Annotated in this window: 35 protein-coding genes; all 35 read right to left on the reverse strand. The window is 43.5% G+C overall.

The genetic code is table 11. From position 1 onward, the window contains the following. On the reverse strand, positions 1-222 hold a 222-nt coding region (locus IJE10_06405), incomplete at its 3' end, for a hypothetical protein (protein ID MBQ2967731.1). A gap of 610 nt (positions 223-832) precedes the next feature. Further along, the gene (locus IJE10_06410) at positions 833-1,645 is read right to left on the reverse strand and encodes a carboxypeptidase regulatory-like domain-containing protein (GenBank protein ID MBQ2967732.1); all 813 of its coding nucleotides are present in this window, start codon (positions 1,643-1,645) and stop codon (positions 833-835) included. Positions 1,646-1,686: 41 nt separating this feature from the next. After that, complete coding sequence (locus IJE10_06415) at positions 1,687-2,805, reverse strand: copper amine oxidase N-terminal domain-containing protein (protein MBQ2967733.1); 1,119 nt, start codon at positions 2,803-2,805, stop codon at positions 1,687-1,689. Positions 2,806-2,997: 192 nt separating this feature from the next. Beyond that, positions 2,998-3,339, reverse strand: a complete 342-nt coding sequence (gene rplQ / locus IJE10_06420) for a 50S ribosomal protein L17 (GenBank protein ID MBQ2967734.1) — start codon at positions 3,337-3,339, stop codon at positions 2,998-3,000. A 54-nt stretch (positions 3,340-3,393) separates the two neighbouring features. After that, entirely contained in the window at positions 3,394-4,350 is a 957-nt protein-coding gene (locus IJE10_06425) for a DNA-directed RNA polymerase subunit alpha (GenBank protein ID MBQ2967735.1), read from the reverse strand. Between the two features lie 76 nt (positions 4,351-4,426). Continuing rightward, positions 4,427-5,020, reverse strand: coding sequence for a 30S ribosomal protein S4 (rpsD, locus tag IJE10_06430; GenBank protein MBQ2967736.1), 594 nt, complete (start codon positions 5,018-5,020; stop codon positions 4,427-4,429). Between the two features lie 65 nt (positions 5,021-5,085). Next, on the reverse strand, positions 5,086-5,484 hold the full coding sequence (gene rpsK / locus IJE10_06435) for a 30S ribosomal protein S11 (GenBank protein ID MBQ2967737.1): 399 nt from the start codon (positions 5,482-5,484) through the stop codon (positions 5,086-5,088). A gap of 16 nt (positions 5,485-5,500) precedes the next feature. Then, a complete protein-coding gene (gene rpsM, locus IJE10_06440; GenBank protein ID MBQ2967738.1) occupies positions 5,501-5,866 on the reverse strand; it encodes a 30S ribosomal protein S13 in 366 nt (121 codons plus the stop codon). Between the two features lie 21 nt (positions 5,867-5,887). Further along, complete coding sequence (rpmJ, locus tag IJE10_06445) at positions 5,888-6,001, reverse strand: 50S ribosomal protein L36 (protein MBQ2967739.1); 114 nt, start codon at positions 5,999-6,001, stop codon at positions 5,888-5,890. 59 nt (positions 6,002-6,060) lie between these two features. Then, on the reverse strand, positions 6,061-6,279 hold the full coding sequence (gene infA, locus IJE10_06450) for a translation initiation factor IF-1 (GenBank protein ID MBQ2967740.1): 219 nt from the start codon (positions 6,277-6,279) through the stop codon (positions 6,061-6,063). A gap of 25 nt (positions 6,280-6,304) precedes the next feature. After that, the gene (locus IJE10_06455) at positions 6,305-6,568 is read right to left on the reverse strand and encodes a KOW domain-containing RNA-binding protein (protein MBQ2967741.1); all 264 of its coding nucleotides are present in this window, start codon (positions 6,566-6,568) and stop codon (positions 6,305-6,307) included. A 12-nt stretch (positions 6,569-6,580) separates the two neighbouring features. Next, on the reverse strand, positions 6,581-7,339 hold the full coding sequence (gene map, locus IJE10_06460; GenBank protein ID MBQ2967742.1) for a type I methionyl aminopeptidase: 759 nt from the start codon (positions 7,337-7,339) through the stop codon (positions 6,581-6,583). Between the two features lie 3 nt (positions 7,340-7,342). Further along, on the reverse strand, positions 7,343-7,975 hold the full coding sequence (locus IJE10_06465; protein ID MBQ2967743.1) for an adenylate kinase: 633 nt from the start codon (positions 7,973-7,975) through the stop codon (positions 7,343-7,345). Between the two features lie 27 nt (positions 7,976-8,002). Continuing rightward, entirely contained in the window at positions 8,003-9,280 is a 1,278-nt protein-coding gene (secY, locus tag IJE10_06470; GenBank protein MBQ2967744.1) for a preprotein translocase subunit SecY, read from the reverse strand. Beyond that, positions 9,280-9,723, reverse strand: coding sequence for a 50S ribosomal protein L15 (gene rplO / locus IJE10_06475; GenBank protein ID MBQ2967745.1), 444 nt, complete (start codon positions 9,721-9,723; stop codon positions 9,280-9,282). Before rplO ends, secY begins: the two co-directional genes overlap by 1 nt. A 15-nt stretch (positions 9,724-9,738) precedes the next feature. Further along, a complete protein-coding gene (rpmD, locus tag IJE10_06480; GenBank protein MBQ2967746.1) occupies positions 9,739-9,921 on the reverse strand; it encodes a 50S ribosomal protein L30 in 183 nt (60 codons plus the stop codon). A gap of 20 nt (positions 9,922-9,941) precedes the next feature. After that, entirely contained in the window at positions 9,942-10,442 is a 501-nt protein-coding gene (gene rpsE, locus IJE10_06485) for a 30S ribosomal protein S5 (protein ID MBQ2967747.1), read from the reverse strand. A 14-nt stretch (positions 10,443-10,456) separates the two neighbouring features. Further along, positions 10,457-10,819, reverse strand: coding sequence for a 50S ribosomal protein L18 (rplR, locus tag IJE10_06490; protein ID MBQ2967748.1), 363 nt, complete (start codon positions 10,817-10,819; stop codon positions 10,457-10,459). Between the two features lie 37 nt (positions 10,820-10,856). Further along, a complete protein-coding gene (gene rplF, locus IJE10_06495) occupies positions 10,857-11,396 on the reverse strand; it encodes a 50S ribosomal protein L6 (protein ID MBQ2967749.1) in 540 nt (179 codons plus the stop codon). Positions 11,397-11,427: 31 nt separating this feature from the next. Continuing rightward, a complete protein-coding gene (gene rpsH, locus IJE10_06500) occupies positions 11,428-11,826 on the reverse strand; it encodes a 30S ribosomal protein S8 (protein ID MBQ2967750.1) in 399 nt (132 codons plus the stop codon). A gap of 59 nt (positions 11,827-11,885) precedes the next feature. After that, positions 11,886-12,071, reverse strand: a complete 186-nt coding sequence (locus tag IJE10_06505; protein ID MBQ2967751.1) for a type Z 30S ribosomal protein S14 — start codon at positions 12,069-12,071, stop codon at positions 11,886-11,888. A 13-nt stretch (positions 12,072-12,084) separates the two neighbouring features. Beyond that, positions 12,085-12,627, reverse strand: coding sequence for a 50S ribosomal protein L5 (gene rplE / locus IJE10_06510; protein MBQ2967752.1), 543 nt, complete (start codon positions 12,625-12,627; stop codon positions 12,085-12,087). A gap of 25 nt (positions 12,628-12,652) precedes the next feature. Then, positions 12,653-12,976 carry a 50S ribosomal protein L24 gene (rplX, locus tag IJE10_06515; protein ID MBQ2967753.1) on the reverse strand — a complete coding sequence of 108 codons (324 nt, stop codon included), beginning with the start codon at positions 12,974-12,976 and terminating at the stop codon, positions 12,653-12,655. Between the two features lie 13 nt (positions 12,977-12,989). Further along, entirely contained in the window at positions 12,990-13,358 is a 369-nt protein-coding gene (gene rplN / locus IJE10_06520) for a 50S ribosomal protein L14 (GenBank protein ID MBQ2967754.1), read from the reverse strand. 30 nt (positions 13,359-13,388) lie between these two features. Further along, a complete protein-coding gene (gene rpsQ, locus IJE10_06525) occupies positions 13,389-13,646 on the reverse strand; it encodes a 30S ribosomal protein S17 (protein MBQ2967755.1) in 258 nt (85 codons plus the stop codon). Between the two features lie 35 nt (positions 13,647-13,681). Beyond that, positions 13,682-13,882, reverse strand: a complete 201-nt coding sequence (gene rpmC / locus IJE10_06530) for a 50S ribosomal protein L29 (GenBank protein ID MBQ2967756.1) — start codon at positions 13,880-13,882, stop codon at positions 13,682-13,684. Further along, on the reverse strand, positions 13,879-14,313 hold the full coding sequence (gene rplP / locus IJE10_06535; protein MBQ2967757.1) for a 50S ribosomal protein L16: 435 nt from the start codon (positions 14,311-14,313) through the stop codon (positions 13,879-13,881). Before rplP ends, rpmC begins: the two co-directional genes overlap by 4 nt. Continuing rightward, positions 14,313-14,972 carry a 30S ribosomal protein S3 gene (gene rpsC / locus IJE10_06540; protein MBQ2967758.1) on the reverse strand — a complete coding sequence of 220 codons (660 nt, stop codon included), beginning with the start codon at positions 14,970-14,972 and terminating at the stop codon, positions 14,313-14,315. Before rpsC ends, rplP begins: the two co-directional genes overlap by 1 nt. Before the next feature lie 16 nt (positions 14,973-14,988). After that, positions 14,989-15,327, reverse strand: a complete 339-nt coding sequence (gene rplV, locus IJE10_06545) for a 50S ribosomal protein L22 (protein ID MBQ2967759.1) — start codon at positions 15,325-15,327, stop codon at positions 14,989-14,991. Between the two features lie 39 nt (positions 15,328-15,366). Continuing rightward, positions 15,367-15,639: a 30S ribosomal protein S19 gene (rpsS, locus tag IJE10_06550; protein ID MBQ2967760.1), complete on the reverse strand. Its 273-nt coding sequence runs from the start codon at positions 15,637-15,639 to the stop codon at positions 15,367-15,369. A gap of 48 nt (positions 15,640-15,687) precedes the next feature. Further along, positions 15,688-16,524, reverse strand: coding sequence for a 50S ribosomal protein L2 (rplB, locus tag IJE10_06555; GenBank protein ID MBQ2967761.1), 837 nt, complete (start codon positions 16,522-16,524; stop codon positions 15,688-15,690). A gap of 23 nt (positions 16,525-16,547) precedes the next feature. After that, positions 16,548-16,838: a 50S ribosomal protein L23 gene (rplW, locus tag IJE10_06560; protein ID MBQ2967762.1), complete on the reverse strand. Its 291-nt coding sequence runs from the start codon at positions 16,836-16,838 to the stop codon at positions 16,548-16,550. Next, entirely contained in the window at positions 16,838-17,458 is a 621-nt protein-coding gene (gene rplD, locus IJE10_06565; protein MBQ2967763.1) for a 50S ribosomal protein L4, read from the reverse strand. The genes rplW and rplD overlap by 1 nt, the downstream gene beginning before the upstream one ends. 23 nt (positions 17,459-17,481) lie before the next feature. Continuing rightward, entirely contained in the window at positions 17,482-18,114 is a 633-nt protein-coding gene (gene rplC, locus IJE10_06570; GenBank protein ID MBQ2967764.1) for a 50S ribosomal protein L3, read from the reverse strand. Between the two features lie 66 nt (positions 18,115-18,180). After that, a complete protein-coding gene (gene rpsJ / locus IJE10_06575) occupies positions 18,181-18,495 on the reverse strand; it encodes a 30S ribosomal protein S10 (protein ID MBQ2967765.1) in 315 nt (104 codons plus the stop codon). Positions 18,496-18,708 lie beyond the last annotated feature (213 nt).

Here is an 18,708-nt window from a genome sequence, read left to right on the forward strand (position 1 = left end):
GTTGTCAAAAGAGAACAACAAACCGCATGTAGTGTATCTGCCTGCCGGAACTGTTGCTTTAAACACCAAAGTGTTTACGCCTGCAGCTTCATCGACAGTTTCTTCGTAAATGTCAAAGGATACAGCTGCAGTGGTTTCTGCACTTACTGCCATGACACTAACGAAACTGAGCATCATTGCCAATACAAGCACTGTGCTCAAAATTTGCTTACAAATTTTCATAAAATTTGATCCTCCCTATTTCTCGTTCGGGTTACTTTTATTTAGTATAACAATTCCGGTTGTCCTACACTATTTATTATAACGCCGAACATTTTGCCCAGATTTCTCTGAGCCTTAGAATTCAAAAACCGATTGGTTAGGTCGATTTTCACTTTAAAACCTCACCTGCGTTCTGGTCAGGAACACAACAATCTTTTCTTTCGCTGTTTCCGGGCAGGTTATCCCTTCTCACAGAAAGAAAAAACGGAACTTTTAAAGCTGTCCTTCTGTTTTTTTGGGCATCATGGATCTGCCCGATTGAAATTAAGAGTTCATAGCATAATAATTATACCATACCTCTCCCCCTGTTGCAACACTAATTTTAAAGCATTTTTGTTTAAAATTAACTATTTGTTGTTAAAAGTTGACTTATTGCCTGCTTTAAAAATAAAGCGCAACGGAAAGTTCTCCAAGTTTGTACTATGTTTATCATCCACAAAAATCGAGATTCTATAGGCTTCTGTCCAAATCTTCGATTTGGTTAAGCACCACTGCCACTTCGCCTCAGAATAACAAAAAGGCTCTCCAAAAAGAGCCTTTTTTGCATGTTTTTTAATTTGTGCATTTAAAATCAGTTTGCGTACGCCTCAGAAACATTGACATTTTCATAGTTTTGCGCCAAAATAGCCAAGTCGGTCAAATTAACGCCGCCAATGTTGTTGATATCTGCATACTCATTAGCCAATTCACTCTGCTCATAATCCACTGTCAGAATAGAAAGGTCAGCCAGGTTGATTCCGCCAATACCGTTAATATTACCTGCAAGCGGACCCATATTTACGGTCTTAAGCACCTCATCCCCATCAACAACAACACCGGTATAGGTATGGCTCAAGCTGCCACCCTTGGTAAATACAACAGTGTATGTACCTTCACCGACTTCAACAGAAAATGCACCATTGGTTGCCTGTGCGGTTGCTACAGTTACATCCTGTGCATCTTTAAAGGTAACGGTTGCCGTTCTGGGATTGTTGGTATCGGTTACGGCACCGGTTACAACACAACCCGAATCTGCCACCAGCACACCGATGTTTTCAGCGCCATCAAAGCCCTTACCACCGATATAAGCTGTGCTTTCTACAAAAGCATCGTCAGACGGAAGCGCGCCCTTCAAACCGAAGTTTGCAAAGGTAATGTTACCGTTTTCGTCTGCTGTTGCCTGGTCGATATACACATAATCGTCGATGTTGTCCAGATCAATTACGTCTGTACCTTTGATAACTACAAAGCCGTACATTTCATTTTTGTTTGCTTCGCCTACATTGTAGGTTACGGTGTATTTACCGTTGTTGTCTGGCTGATATGCAGTAGTTTCTGCCGAGGCAAAAACTGCCATAGACATAACCATTACCACTACCAAAGCCATGAGAATTAATTTTTTCATTCCCGTTCATCTCCTTTTTTATCACTTTATATATTTTATTTTTATAAAATACCAATTATTGTGAGAAGCATTTCGTTTAAAGCATCAATTTCTGCTCGTCTGTCTGCAATCCACGGATTTTTTTCGGGTGCGATAACCACTGCTTCGTTCTTTTCGTTCCAGTACACATTACAGCCTAAGTTTTCGGTTACAAACCGCACAGGAACCATGGTTCTGTCATGCTTTAACTGAATGGGTACGTCGCTTTCAACCGTCTCTCCGTTCACCTTAAAGGTGGTGGAATTAAAGGTCAGCTCTATTGTAACGTCATCCTTTTTAACAATGCATCCGTCCATACCCTCTTCCCAGATAACTTCAGCGCCAAAGGCTTCCGAAACAAATCTTAAAGGCACATAGGTACGGTCATTTTCAATATAAGGTACTACGTTTCTGTTTTCTGCATCTATTTGCGTTTTTTTGCCTTTTACAATGGTGGTACTGTTGCCTACCAGTAAGCAAACCACATCTGTTTTTCTTGTTTTCTTAGTCATTTCAGGTGGTTCTTCATAGGTGCCGTACACAAAAACTTCAGGTTCTTCTGCAGGTTTCTCATCATAAATGTAAACATGCATCGTATTCTCTGCATCGTAGCTCATACAAAGCAGCCCGTCAGGCAACGCAAGAAGATAAGGCTTAACATCATCTTTCACTGCAATTTCCAGCTTGGGATCGCCATCGGCAATCTTTTTGAACCGGAATGTGTAAAGTTCAATGCCGTCTTCGCCTACTACATATTCCCCTTTATCATTAATGCCTTCGCCTTTTGTTCCGGGCATGATAAACAGTGTACAGCCAAAGCACCCCTTTTCAGCGTATAAAGAAAGACCTATGGGCGTAAAAACCGATGCCTTCTGCTCTGCAAAATCCTCAAATTCAGTTGCAGGATTTCCTTCTGCATCAACGGGAGTCCAAACAGCCGGATCATACCTAAGCACACTCTGGATACCCATAAAGCGAGCATTTTTTATATACATATTCACTTCAACAATACCGTTCTCAGCTTGTTGTTTATGTATGTAAAGTTCACCGGTTTCGGCATCCGCAGCAAAAACGGCAACGCCTGATGTGATGATGAGAACAATAAGCAAAAGAAGGAGTCCGAGCAAGCTTTTTTTCTGCATATTCATTCCTCTTTCGTGTCTGTTTTTCAGACATATTATTCTTTTTTACTAAAAATGTATATTTCTTCAATTATACAATAATAGTAATTATATTATACATCTTTCGGTATGCATTGTCAAGCAGTTTCATGAAAAATATCTATTATTTTCTGCACAAAAAAGGACCCTTAAAAAGGGTCCTTTGATTATGCATTAAACGAGTTCAATGATTGCCTGGGATGCACAGTCACCGCGTCTGGGTGCCATCTTAATGATTCTTGTGTATCCACCGTTTCTGTCTGCATATTTGGGGGCAATTTCAGTAAACAGCTTGGTTACAACATCTTCGCTGGTGATGTAAGCCAGTGCCTGTCTTCTGGTGTGAAGTGTATTCTTTTTGCCCAATGTAATCATTTTTTCAGCCATGCAACGAACTTCCTTTGCACGCTCAACGGTTGTTACCATCTTACCGTTTTCCAAAAGGGATGTGGTAAGGCTTCTGAGCATTGCCTTTCTGTGTGCGGTTGCACGTCCGAGCTTTCTTGTTCCCGGCATGAAAATACCTCCTTTTCTTTCAAGGTCTTAAGGTTTAAGACAAATAATCAAATCTTATTCGTCTTCTTCTTTTTGTAATGATAAACCTAAGCTTTCCATCTTCTGGAGCACTTCCTCCAAAGACTTTCTGCCAAGGTTACGAACACGCATCATGTCTTCTTCGGTCTTGCTTGCCAAGTCCTCAACAGTATGAACACCTGCACGCTTCAAGCAGTTGTAGGAACGAACAGACAAATCCAGTTCTTCGATGGTCATCTTCAGAACTTCGTTGCCCTTTGCGTCCGGCTTGTTTACAAGCACTTCTGTGTTTGCAGCGCTTTCGGAAAGGTTCATGAACAATTCCAGATGTTCAATAAGGATTTTAGCCGCAAGGCTGACTGCGTCGTCCGGCGAGGTGGTACCGTTTGTGGTTACCTCCAGGCTGAGCTTGTCATAGTCGGTCTGACCGCCTACGCGGGTGTTTTCCACATAGAAATTTACTTTTTCAACCGGTGTGTAGATGGAGTCTACCGGAATTACGTCAGCAACTAAGTACTGGCTGTCCGCGCGGTTCTTTTCTGCAGAAACGAAACCGCGACCGGTGGTCAAAGTGATTTCCATGTTCAGGTTTGCATCTTCGTTCAAGGTTGCAATGTGCAGGTCGGGGTTTAAAATTTCCACATTGGCATCGCATTTGATGTCCCCTGCTTTCACTTCGCCCTTACCGCTTGCATCGATGTATACCATCTTCGGGCCTTGTCCGTGCAATTTAACCTGTAAGCTTTTCAGGTTCAGGATAATTTCAACCACATCTTCCTTTACGCCCGGAACTGTGGAGAATTCATGCTGAACACCGTTAATTTTTACAAAAGAAGCAGCTGCACCCGGCAATGAAGAAAGGAGTGTTCTTCTCAGGGAGTTACCAATGGTAATTCCGTAACCTCTTTCTAAGGGTTCTACGGTAAATTTACCGTATCTGCCGTCTTCCGATAATTCTACGCACTCAATCTTCGGCTTTTGAATTTCTATCATAATAACCTCCTTCTTGCCCTAATACGATAGGGCTGGTCGATTCCTGAAAAATAATACGAAATCAAAACACTTGTTATTATTTAGAATACAATTCAACGATTAAGTGTTCCTGAACGTCGTAGTCGATGTCATCTCTCTGTGCCAAAGCAACAACTTTACCTACCATTGCTTCTTTGTCCATTTCGATCCACTTCGGTACGACTCTGGATGCGTTTGTTTCAACAATTTCCTTCATATGATCGGAATTCTTGGATTTTTCTTTTACAGAGATCACTTCACCGGGCTTTACGAGGTAGGACGGAATGTCTACTCTCTTACCGTTTACTAAAATGTGACCATGGTTTACAATCTGGCGAGCTTCTCTTCTGGTGTTTGCAAGACCCATTCTGAATACAACGTTATCCAGTCTGGATTCCAAAATCTGGAGAAGCATTTCACCGGTAATACCGTCTCTCTTGGTTGCCATTACATAGTATTTTCTGAACTGCTTTTCAAGCATACCGTAAATGAACTTTACCTTCTGCTTTTCAGTCAGCTGCATACCGTATTCGCTCTGTTTTTTTCTGCCAGGCTTCGGGTTTCTGTTAGATTTCTTATCTACACCCATCACGGTCGGCTCAATACCTAAAGTACGGCATCTTTTCAATACAGGCTGCATATTTCTTGCCATAAACTTAACCTCCGTTTCAATATCGGTCGCACATGCGACCCCTCATAATTATTCGCGCCAAAGAATCAAACTCTTCTTCTCTTGGGCGGTCTGCATCCGTTGTGCGGGATAGGAGTTACGTCTTTAATCATGCTAACTTCCAAGCCTACTGCCTGCAATGCACGGATAGCAGCTTCACGACCTGCACCAGGTCCTTTTACATATACTTCAACACTCTTAAGGCCGTGTTCCTTTGCAGCTTCAGCGGCTTTTTCAGCAGCGGACTGTGCAGCAAAAGGAGTAGATTTCTTAGAACCTCTGAAGCCCAGTTCGCCTGCGCTTGCCCAAGAAATTGCGTTACCCTGTGTATCGGTAATGGTTATGATGGTATTGTTAAAGGTGGAGTTAATATGCACTGCGCCTTTTTCAATATGTTTCTTTTCCTTACGTCTTCTGACGGTTTTTTTGGTAGCAGTTTTAGCCATTTAATTACACCCTCCTTTACTTCTTCTTGTTTGCGATTGTCTTTTTAGGACCTTTTCTTGTTCTCGCGTTGGTCTTTGTTCTCTGACCTCTAACAGGAAGGCCTCTTCTATGTCTTAAGCCGCGATAGCAACCGATTTCCATCAAACGTTTGATGTCGAGAGCAACCTGTCTTCTCAGGTCACCTTCTACGGTGTAGCCGTCAATCGCGTCACGCAGTTTGGAAACATCATCTTCGGTCAGGTCTTTAACACGGGTATCCGGGTTAATGCCTGTCTTTTCGAGGATGTCCTTTGCTGTGCTCTGACCGATACCGTAGATATAGGTCAAACCGATTTCAACTCTCTTTTCGCGGGGTAAGTCAACACCTGCAATTCTTGCCATTTCGAAAGCACCTCCCTTTTATTAGCCTTGCTTCTGCTTATGCTTCGGATTTTCACAAATTACCATTACATTCCCTTTGCGCTTAATGATTTTGCATTTTTCGCAAATAGGTTTAACAGACGGTCTAACTTTCATAATAAACCTCCATCTCTTGCTATATAAAGCAATCTAAATTGTTACGTTTTGATTTTATTTTACTTTGCACGCCATGTGATTCTGCCCTTGGTTAAGTCATAAGGAGACATTTCCAGTTTCACCTTATCACCCGGAAGGATTCGGATGAAATTCATACGAAGCTTTCCTGCCAAGTGTGCAACAACCACGTGTCCGTTTTCAAGCTCTACTTTAAAAGTGGCATTCGGCATAGCTTCAACAACTTTGCCGTCCAATTCTAAAACATCGTCTTTTGCCATGAATATACCCTCCTTTTTCACATCTTCATACTTGTTCCAATTCGGAAATCGCTTTCCGAAGCATCGAGTTTGTAACTGTTTGTTCTGTTTGTAACTTTTCAGCTATGTGATCCAGAAAAAATGCAGTAACTTGGAGATGTTTCATTTTTTTCTTTTTCGGCATATCCACTTTTCGCACCTTTCCGTCGGCCAGATATGCATATCCGTTTTCAACCGAAAGGACCGCAAAGTATCTGTCTTTATCCCTGCCTGCCGTAGATACGACGACTGCTCCGGGGTAAATTTCCAAACAAAATCACCTCTAAGAATTTTCAGTTAACGTGAGTAATCTCGGTTCACCTTTCGTGATCAGCACTGTATTTTCGTAATGCGCCGACAAGCAGCCGTCCAAAGTTTCCACCGTCCATCCGTCAGACAAAGTTTTAACTCTGTAATCCCCCATGTTTATCATAGGTTCAATTGCCAACGTCATTCCGGCAATCAGGCGTGCACCACGACCGGGTTTACCGAAGTTTGGGATTTCGGGGCTTTCATGAAGCTCTGCTCCCACGCCATGCCCCACAAATTCTCTGACCACACCGTAGCCTGCGTTTTCTGCGCAAGTCTGAACGGCATGGGAAATGTCAGAAACTCTGGCGTTTTCATAGCAGAATTTTATTCCTTCAAAGAAGGATTGCTCAGTAACATCAATCAGGCGTTTTGCCTCGGAAGAAATGTTCCCCACGGCAAAGGTTCTTGCCGCGTCGCCATTATAGCCCTTGTAGCAGGCGCCAACATCGACGGAGATGATGTCGCCCTCTTGCAACACGGTTTTATGGCTTGGAATTCCGTGGATGACCTGATGATTTACGGATGCGCAAATACTTGCGGGAAAGCCGGCATATCCTTTAAAGGTAGGGGTCGCACCGTTCTTGCGGATGAATTTCTCTGCAATTTCGTCCAACTCCTTGGTGGTAACACCGGGTTTTACATGCTCTTTTAAAAGCTGTAAAACCTCCCCGGTGATTCTGCCGGCCACCGTCATAAGTTCAACTTCCTTTGTGGATTTAACAATAATCATTGTTTACGCCTCCAGTGCTTTCATAGCCTCTTTGGTGGTAGTTTCCACATTTGCCCTGGATTTTACATAACGCAGGATGCCTGCTTTTTCGTAAAACTGAATCAGGGGCTCAGTCTGCTTATGATATACCTCAAGTCTGCTTAAAATAGTCTCAACGTTGTCGTCTTTACGGGTGATAAGCTCTGCCCCGTCCTCGTCGCAAACGCCTTGACTTTTTGGCGGATTGTGAACCAGATGATAGGTTCTTCCGCATTTTGAGCATTCACGTCTGCCAAGAAGTCTTTCTAAGATAACCTGATCGGCAATTTCAATGCTCAGCACTTTATCAATTTCAACACCGTGTTCCACAAGCGCTTCGGCTTGCGGAATGGTGCGGGGAAATCCATCTAAGATGAATCCGTTTTTGCAATCATCCTCTTCAATTCGATGGAAAAGAATTTTGATGATTACATCGTCGGGTACCAATTGACCTTTGTCAATGAAATCCTTCGCAAGCTTACCCAGTTCGGAGTTTGCTGCGATTGCCTGACGGATAATAAATCCTGTCGATATTGTGGGCACCTTTAATTCTTCCGAAATCTGCGCCGCTAAAGTCCCTTTACCGGCACCCGGTGCACCTAACATAATGATTTTCATGGTTGTATGGCCCCTCTCTGTTCTGTCTTATTCTAAAAAGCCTTTGTAGTGACGCATAAGCATCTGAGATTCCAGCTGCTTTACAGTTTCCAGTGCAACGCTTACTACGATCAATACAGAAGTACCACCGATGTTGAGTGCGAGGGATGAGAACATACCTGCAATAACCGGAACCAAAGCAACGATTGCCAGTGCGAATGCACCGATTAAGGTTACTTTGTTAAGTACCTTCTGGATGTAATCGGAGGTAGGTTTGCCGGGACGAAGACCCGGAACGAAACCGCCGTTTGCTTTCATGTTGTTTGCCATTTCTATAGGATTGAACTGAATCGAGGTATAGAAATAGGTAAAGAAGATGATAAGCAAGAAATACAAAACAGCGTATACCCAGCTGTCCTGCTGGAAAATGCTTAAGAAGCCGTACCAGAATCCGCTTGTGGGATTTTTACCCAACATGGTTGCAATGGTCTGCGGGAAAGACAGGATAGACATTGCGAAAATAATCGGAATAACACCTGCCAGGCAAACCTTGAGCGGAATATGTGTGGACTGACCGCCATACATTTTTCTGCCCTGTACGCGCTTAGCATACTGAACCGGGATTCTTCTTTCGCCATCGTTGATGAATACAACGAAGCCGATGATGAGCAGTGCAAATACCAGAACAACCAAAACCATGATAATGCTCATGATATCGAACTGTTTACCTGCCATGTAGCTCCAGAGTGCATTCAAGCCATCCGGAACACGTGCGATGATACCTACAAAGATTAAGATGGAGATACCGTTACCGATTCCCTTTTCTGTAATCTTTTCACCCAGCCACATTAAGAATGCAGTACCTGCAGTAAATGTAACTGTGATGGTGATGAAGGACAGTACACCGGGGTTGGTTACACCGCCCTGAAGCATTGCATAAAGGCCTGCAGCCTGAATGAATGCCAAAATAACTGTACCGTATCTTGTGTACTGTGCAATCTTTTTCTTGCCTTCTTCGCCTTCCTTGGAAAGACGTTCCAAAGCAGGGATTGCAACAGTCAACAGGTTCATGATAATGGAGCTGTTGATATACGGAGAAATGCTCATTGCAAAAATGGTTGCATTTGCAAACGCACCGCCACTGATGTTGTTAAAGAAACCAAACAGTGTGTTGGAGCTGTTTGCAAGCTCTGCCATCGCATCAGCACTGAGACCCGGAACCGGGATAACAGAACCGAAGCGGAAAACAATCAGGAGCAAGAGTGTGTACAAAATCTTCTTACGAAGATCCGGAATTTTCCATGCATTCACTAAAGTCTGAAACATTATTTAACCACCTCAGCCTTTCCGCCGGCTGTTTCAATCTTAGCTTTTGCAGATGCAGTGAATTTTGCAGCCTTTACAATAATCTTCTTCGAAATTTCGCCATTGCCGAGAACTACAATTCCGTCACACACCTTCTTGATGATGCCTTTGTCTTTCAAGAGCTTTGCATCAACTTCTGTGTTGTTTTCGAATACTTCAAATGCAGAAACATTTACTTCTACATATTCCTTTGCGAAAATATTTTTAAAACCGCGCTTAGGCAATCTTCTGTATAAGGGCATCTGACCGCCTTCAAAGCCGGGACGTACGCCGCCGCCTGTGCGGGCTTTCTGACCTTTATGACCGCGACCTGCCTGTGTACCGTTACCGGAAGCGTGACCGCGACCTTTACGGTAGTTTTCTTTAACAGAGCCGGGTACCGGGGACATTTCGCTTAATTTCATGTGATACACCTCCCTTTATTTTGTTTCCTCTACTGATACAAGGTGAGAAATTTTGTTCACCATACCTAAAATCTGAGGAGTAGCCTCATGTTCAACTGTGCTTCTGATTTTCTTCAAACCCAAAGCTTTTGCAGTTGCGATCTGGTCCTGCTTACGACCAATCAGGCTCTTTGTAAGTGTAATCTTCAACTGTGCCATCTTACTTCCTCCTATTAAAATTAACCTAAAATTTCTTCAACAGTCTTGCCTCTTAATTCAGCAACTTCAGCTGCTACCTTAAGATCTGCCAAGCCCTGGATTGTAGCGCCAACCATGTTCTTAGGATTGTTGGAACGAAGAGACTTTGTTCTGATATCCTTGATGCCGGCGAGTTCGATAACCGCACGGGTCGGGCCACCAGCGATAACGCCGGTACCGGGTGCTGCGGGCTTTAACAATACTCTGCCTGCACCGTATTCACCGATGATTTCATGGGTGATGGTGGTGCCATTGATTGCAACAGAAACCATGTTCTTCTTAGCGTCGTCGATCGCCTTACGGATAGCTTCCGGAATTTCTGCTGCCTTACCGGTTCCGCAGCCAACGTGGCCGTTTTCGTCACCTACAACTACCAATGCGCTGAAACGGAAGTTTCTACCACCCTTTACAACCTTGGCAACGCGGTTAACATGAACCAGTCTTTCTTTTAATTCAACACCGTTTGTGTTAAAATCAGCCATAATTCAACCTCCTATTAGAATTCCAGACCGCCTTCACGGGCGCCCTCTGCTAATTCTTTTACTCTGCCATGATAAACGAAACCGCCTCTGTCGAATACGACATTCTTGATTCCTTTTTCTTCTGCTTTTTTCGCAATCATAAGGCCAACCTGCTTTGCAGCTTCAGCGTTACCGCTTACTTCGCCATCAAAGCCGGCTTCCAATGTGGATGCTGCGCACAAGGTTACACGATTTACATCGTCGATAATCTGTGCATACATATGTTTATTGCTGCGGAAAACAGAAAGTCTCGGTCTTTCAGCAGTACCGGAGATGTTCTTTCTGACTCTTTTGTGTCTTGCAATTCTTGCAACACTGCTTGCAGTCTTTTTAATCATTACGATTGTGCTCCTTTCTGGAATGATTCAGGCGAAATTATTTCTTACCTGTCTTACCTTCTTTACGTCTGATAACTTCATCAGCGTACTTGATACCCTTGCCTTTATACGGTTCAGGCAGTCTCTTTTCGCGTACCTTTGCAGCGTATTCGCCAACTTCCTGCTTGTCGCAGCCGGAGATTACGAGCAAGTTGGGGTTCGGAACGTCAACTTTGATGGTATCTGTTTCGAAGATTTCTACCGGATGAGAGTAGCCAAGGTTCAAGGTAATTTTGTTACCTGCTTTTGCTGCTCTGTAACCTACACCGTTAACTTCCAATGTCTTGGAATAACCTTCGGTTACACCGATAATCATGTTATTGATGAGTGTACGGGTTAAACCGTGCAAAGATTTATGATTTTTAGCTTCGCTGGGTCTTGCAACTGTGATTTCTGCGCCTTCAACTTTTACGATCATATCTACATGAAGGTCACGTTCCAAGGTACCTTTAGGACCTTTAACAGTAATGTGATTACCAGCGAGTTTTACATCAACGCCCTGGGGAATTGCGATAGGCATTCTACCAATTCTGGACATTGTTACACCTCCTTAGTCTGTTTATCAAGCATTACCATACGAATGCTAAAACTTCACCGCCCACATTGTTCTTGCGAGCTTCCTTATCTGTCATAATACCCTTGGATGTGGAGATAATGGCAATACCCATACCTCTGAGTACCCTCGGGAGGTCTTCCTTGGAAGAATAGATTCTAAGACCGGGCTTGGAAACTCTCTTCAAACCGGAGATAACCTTCTGTTTGTTTGCACCATATTTCAAGGTAATTTTAATCATACCCTGCTTTGTATCTTCTACAACGTCGAAAGCTTTGATGTAACCTTCATCCAGGAGAATCTGAGCGATTGCCTTTTTCATTTTGGAGCAAGGTACTTCAACTGTTTCGTGCTTCGCGTCGTTCGCGTTTCTGATACGAGTAAGCATATCTGCAACCGGATCGGTAATATGCATAACTTTAACCTCCTTCGCCTAAATTAATAGCGTGTGTTTTGAATTCCTACTCTTAAAGCTTACCAGCTTGCCTTTTTAACGCCCGGAATCTGACCTTTGTAAGCCAATTCTCTGAAGCAGATACGGCAGATACCGAACTTACGCAGGTATGCGTGAGGTCTACCGCAGATTTTGCATCTGGTGTATGCTCTGGTTGAAAACTTAGGAGTTCTCTGCTGTTTAATAATCATTGATTTTTTAGCCAAGATTTATTCCTCCTTATTCATGCGCATAGGGAGCACCCAGCTGAGTGAGCAGCTCTCTTGCTTCTTCATCGGTATTTGCAGTGGTAACCACTACGATGTCCATACCTCTGATTTTGTCAATTTTATCATATTCGATTTCCGGGAAAATCAACTGTTCCTTAAGGCCCAAAGCATAGTTACCTCTGCCGTCGAAGGAATCGGGGTTGATACCTCTGAAGTCACGTACACGCGGAAGCGCGATGTTGAAGAGTTTATCCAGGAATTCATACATTCTTTCATTTCTCAAGGTTACCTTGCAGCCAATGTTCATACCTTCTCTGATTTTGAAGTTTGCAACAGACTTCTTAACCTTGGTGATAAGCGGCTTCTGACCGGTGATGATTTCCAAATCGCTTGCAGCGGATTCTAAAACCTTAGCATTTTCTTTTGCTTCACCGATACCGATGTTGATTACGATTTTATCCAGCTTCGGAATTTGCATAACGCTTTTGTAGCCGAACTTCTGCATCAAAGCGGGAGCAACTTCTTTCACATATTTGTCATAAAGACGAGCCATTTATAGGACCTCCTTCCATCTGTTCTTAGTCTGCAAACAATTCGTTGCACTTTTTGCAGTAACGAACAATCGAACCGTCGTCCATTACTTTTCTACCGATTCTTGTAGGCTTATTGCACTTAGAGCAAACGTGCATGAGTTTGCAGATGCGAACCGGAACTTCCTGATGGATGATGCCGCCTTCTTCGCCCTGTCTTCTCGGTTTAACGTGCTTGGTTGCCATTGCAACGCCTTCAACAATTGCCATTTCTTTCTTAGGGAGAACGGTCAAAACTTTACCCTTCTTACCCTTGTCCTTGCCGGAAAGAACAACAACTGTATCACCTTTTTTAATGTGTAACTTGTTCATTTACGGCACCTCCTTATAATACTTCGGGAGCTAAAGACAATATTTTCATATATTCTTTATCTCTCAATTCTCTTGCAACAGGTCCGAAGATACGGCTACCTCTGGGGTTTTTGTCTTCTTTAATAATAACTGCTGCGTTTTCATCAAACTTGATATAAGAGCCGTCTGCTCTTCTAACGCCTTTTACCGAACGAACGATAACGGCCTTTACAACGTCACCTTTTTTAACAACACCGCCGGGTGTTGCTTTTTTAACGGAAGCTACAACTACGTCGCCAACATTTGCATAACGTCTTCTGGTACCGCCGAGTACGCGGATACACATCAGTTCCTTGGCACCGGTGTTGTCTGCAACCTTTAACAGTGTCTGCTGTTGTACCATGGTTATTACTCCTTCCTGCTCTAACTTAAATTAGCGAGCTTTTTCAACGATTTCTACAAGACGCCATCTCTTATCCTTGGAAAGCGGTCTTGTTTCCATAACTTTAACTGTATCGCCGATTGCACAGATATTTTCTTCATCATGTGCCTTGAGCTTGTAAGTTCTCTTAACGATTTTGCTATATAAAGGATGCTTAACGTTATCTACAATGGCAACAACGATTGTTTTGTCCATTTTGTCGCTAACAACCTTACCTACTCTTGTCTTTCTGAATGCTCGATTAGACAATTTGAGTCCTCCTTTCCTGATTCACGGAAATTAAATTATTTTGCTTCCTTCAATTCCAGTTCACGCATTACAGTCTTAACCTTTGCGATGGACTTTTTCACTTCAACAATCTGCATCGGGTTATCCAACTGGCTTGTCGCATGCTGAAATCTCAAGTTGAAAAGTTCAGCCTTCAAATCCTTGAGCTTTGTGCCCAATTCTTCATAAGATAAGTTTCTTACTTCATTAATCTTCATTCTGCGTCAGCCTCCGTTTCTGCAACTTCTTTTGCAACAATCTTGCATTTAACGGGCAATTTGTGAATAGCCAGACGAAGCGCTTCACGAGCTACTTCTTCAGCAACGCCGCCAACCTCGAACATAACTCTGCCGGGTTTAACAACTGCTACCCAATATTCCGGAGAACCTTTACCGGAACCCATTCGGGTTTCAGCAGGTTTTTCTGTTACCGGCTTATCCGGGAAGATTTTAATCCAAACCTTACCGCCTCTTTTGGTGTAACGTGTCATAGCGATACGGGCTGCTTCAATCTGGTTAGAGGTGATCCAACCGGGCTCTAAAGCCTGGATACCGAAATCACCGTAGCTTACAGTATTGCCGCGTAATGCTTTACCGGTCATACGACCTCTCATTACTCTTCTGTATTTAACTCTCTTAGGTAATAACATTATTTTGCCTCCCCTTTCTTTGCGTTTTTGCCGGGAAGAACTTCACCTTTGTAGATCCATGTCTTTACGCCGATTTTACCGAATGTGGTATCTGCTTCTGCGAAACCGTAGTCGATATCAGCACGGATGGTCTGCAGCGGAATTGTACCTTCATGATAGTGCTCGCTTCTAGCGATTTCAGCACCGCCCAAACGGCCGGAGCATGTGCACTTGATACCCATAGCGCCTGCTTTGGTGGTTCTTGCCATTGCCTGCTTCATAGCACGACGGAAAGAGATTCTCTTTTCGAGCTGCTGTGCAATGTTTTCAGCAACCAACTGAGCGCAAAGGTCAACCTGCTTGATTTCTACAACATCGATGGAAACGGCTTTGCCGGTCATCTTTGTGAGTTCTGCTCTAACTTTTTCAATGCCTTCGCCCTTTTTACCGATGATGAATGCCGGTCTTGCAGCATAAATCTTGATTTTGAGCTTGCTGGAAGGCTTTTCAATTTCTATTTTAGCAACGCCTGCATCGTAGTTAGCCTTTTTCAGATATTTTCTGATGTTATAGTCTTCTACGAGGCTGTCGCCGAAGTTTTTGGAATCTGCGTACCACTTGGAGTCCCAGTCTTTGATTACGCCGACTCTGAGACCGTGCGGATGTACTTTCTGACCCATAACTCTAACCTCCTTATTATTTGTCCATTTCCTTGAGAACGATTGTTACATGGCTTGTTCTCTTCTTAATTCTGAATGCTCTTCCCTGTGCTCTGGGCATGATTCTTTTCAGAATCGGACCGGGATTTGCATAGGTTTCTGCAACGTAGAGCTTTTCAACATCCATATTATGGTTTGCAGTAGCGTTTGCGATTGCAGAGTTTAACAATTTTATAAGAATTTCAGAAGCCGCTTTCGGTGTATTCTTCAGGATACCCATAGCTTCACCGACGGGCTTGTTTCTGATTAAATCAATCACGATTTTCACTTTTCGGGGTGAAATGCGTGCATAACGAAGGATTGCCTTTGCTTCCATTGTTATGCCAACCTCCTTCCTTAACGGTTCTAAAGTTTATTATTTGCTGGTTTTCGCACCTGCGTGACCTTTGTAGGTTCTGGTGGGAGCGAATTCGCCCAACTTATGTCCAACCATATCGTCTGTGATATATACCGGCACATGTTTTCTGCCATCATGAACGGCGATGGTGTGACCAATCATTTCCGGGAAGATTGTGGAGCTTCTGGACCAGGTCTTTAAAACTCTCTTTTCACCGGATTCGTTCATTTCCATTGTTCTTTTCAACAATTTGGCATCCACATAAGGGCCTTTTTTAACTGATCTACCCATTATTAGGTTACCTCCATTCTTAGGAAATGCAAGCTATTTCAAGCCGCATTATTTTGCGTTACGTTTTTTAACGATAAACATATCGGATTTTTTGTTCTTCTGTCTGGTCTTGTAACCGAGAGCGGGTTTACCCCAGGGAGTAACAGGGCTCGGACGACCGATAGGAGACTTACCTTCACCACCACCGTGGGGATGGTCGCAGGGGTTCATTACAACACCACGAACAGTCGGACGGAAGCCCATGTGACGTTTTCTACCTGCTTTACCGATTGTAATGTTTTCGTGGTCGGTGTTACCAACCTGACCGATAGTTGCCATACATTCGAGGCTAATCATACGAACTTCACCGGAAGGAAGACGTACCTGAGAGTACTTATCTTCTTTCGCCATGAGCTGTGCGGAGTTACCTGCTGCACGAACCAGCTGACCGCCACGGCCGGGGATAAGTTCGATGTTGTGAATCAAAGTACCAACGGGGATATCTTTGATTTTAAGTGCGTTACCGGGTTTGATATCGGCAGACGCGCCTGCTACTACGGTGTAGCCAACTTTGAGGCCAACCGGAGCTAAGATGTAAGCCTTGTCGCCATCTTCGTACTGAATCAGAGCGATGTTTGCGCTTCTGTTCGGATCGTATTCGATTGCAACAACCTTAGCGGGAATATCGAGCTTTGCATTACGCTTGAAGTCGATGATTCTGTATTTTCTTTTCACACCGCCGCCTCTGTGACGAACAGTGATTCTACCGTATGCATTTCTGCCGGCATTAGACTTTAATGTTTCCAAAAGGCTCTTTTCAGGAGTCTTCTTTGTAATTTCATCAAATGCTGAAACGGTCATCTGTCTTCTTGCCGGTGAAGTCGGGTTATACTTTTTAATAGCCATTTAATTCACTCCTTCACTTTTCATTAAGCCATGCCGTCGAAGAATTCGATGGTCTTGCTGTCGGGCTTTAAGGTAACGATTGCCTTTTTCCAGTCAGCTCTTTTGCCAACGTGAACGCCCATTCTCTTGGTTTTACCCATGTAGTTGATGGTGTTAACATTTGCAACCTGAACGCCGAAAATCTGTTCAACTGCGATTTTGATGTCAACCTTAGTAGCGGTCTTTGCTACTTCAAAGGTGTACTTTTTGTTCGCAATATCTTCCATAGAAGTTTCGGAAATAATAGGTTTTCTGATAATATCATGGAAATTCATTATGCGTACACCTCCTGTAATTTTTCAACCGCATCCTTTGCGATGATAAGATTTTCGTATTTGAGCAATTCATAAACATTGAGTGCACCTACGAAAGAGGTTGCAACGTTCTGAATGTTTCTTGCAGATTTAACCATTGTGTTGTCAGCATCAGCTGTAACAATGATTGCCTTTTTAGCTTCGAAAGCGTTGAGCATAGCTACAACAGACTTTGTTTTGATTTCAGAAAGTGCCAAGGTATCAACAACCTTAATCTGACCTTCTGCTACTTTAGAGGACAAAACAGACTTCAATGCGAGCTGCTTCATCTTCTTGTTTACCGCATAACGGTAATCTCTCGGCTTCGGGCCGAGTGCGATACCACCGTGTGTCCACTGGGGAGAACGGATGGAACCCTGACGTGCTCTGCCGGTACCTTTTTGTCTCCAGGGCTTAATGCCACCGCCGCGAACTTCTGCACGGGTTTTGGTGCTCTGTGTGCCCTGTCTCTGGTTAGCGAGGTAGTTTTTAACCACTTCGTAAACAGCAGCTTTGTTCACTTCAACACCGAAAACGCTGTCGTTAAGTTCAACAGTACCAACTTCTTTGCCGTCCATATTATATAAAGCTACGTTAGCCACGATAAATCCTCCTTTCCTGATTCTTACGCCTTAACAGCGTCTTTAACTATTACTAATCCGCCCTTAGGTCCGGGAATAGCGCCGCGAACCAAAAGCAGGTTCTTTTCTACATCAACCGATACAACGTCCAGATTCTGAATGGTAACGGTGTCCACACCCATGTGACCCGGCAATTTCTTACCTTTGAATACACGAGACGGGCTGGAGCAAGCACCCATGGAACCTGCATGTCTGTGTACAGGACCTGTACCATGCGTTTCCTTTAATCTGGAGAAACCGTGACGCTTGATTGCACCTGCGTAACCGTGACCCTTAGAAGTACCGGTAACGTCGATCTTATCGCCTGCTGCGAAAGCGTCTACCTTGATTTCGTCGCCAACATTCATGTCAGCCGCTGTTTCCAATTTAAATTCTTTTAAAACTCTTTTAGCTGTTACGCCTGCCTTCTTGAAGTGACCTTCTTCCGGCTTGTTTGTGTGCTTCTCTTTTTTATCCTGGAAGCCCAACTGTACAGCTTCGTAACCGTCATTGTCTGTTGTCTTCTTCTGGGTAACAACGCAAGGACCGGCTTCGATGACAGTAACCGGGATAATTTTACCCATTTCATCGAAAAGCTGTGTCATACCAAGCTTTGTGCCAAGTATTGCTTTTTTCATTACTTTTTTCCTCCTTATTGGTTATTGGTTCCCCCGTATCGGGAACATGACCCACTACCGCACCGGTCAGATGACCTTAATTTCAACGTTGATACCGGCAGGTAAATCGAGTTTGCCTAATGCCTCAGTTGTCTTCGGCTTGGGCGCGATTACGTCAATCAATCTCTTGTGTGTACGCATTTCGAACTGTTCTCTGGAGTCCTTATACTTATGAACCGCTCTTAAGATGGTGATGATTTCCTTCTTAGTAGGCAGCGGAATAGGACCTGCAACAGAAGCACCTGTTCTTTCAACGGCTGCCACAATTTTTTCTGCGGACTGGTCTACAAGCGCATGATCGTAACCCTTGATTTTGATTCTGATTTTCTGAGCGTCTGCCATGAATTTCCCTCCATTCCTTAATATTTTTGTGCAACGCGTCCGGGTGTTCCAACCCCACGCATATACACTGATGCATACTGCATCCCGTATATCATACTATATTTTTAGGAACTTGTCAATACTTTTTTTAAAATTTTTTCAAAAAATTTTGCACCATTTTCAGGGGGCATATTATATAAGGAAGAAATTCCTTTCAAAACCCGACACGATTTT

Source organism: Clostridia bacterium (assembly GCA_017410375.1).
Classification (GTDB): Bacteria; Bacillota; Clostridia; order RGIG6154; family RGIG6154; genus RGIG6154.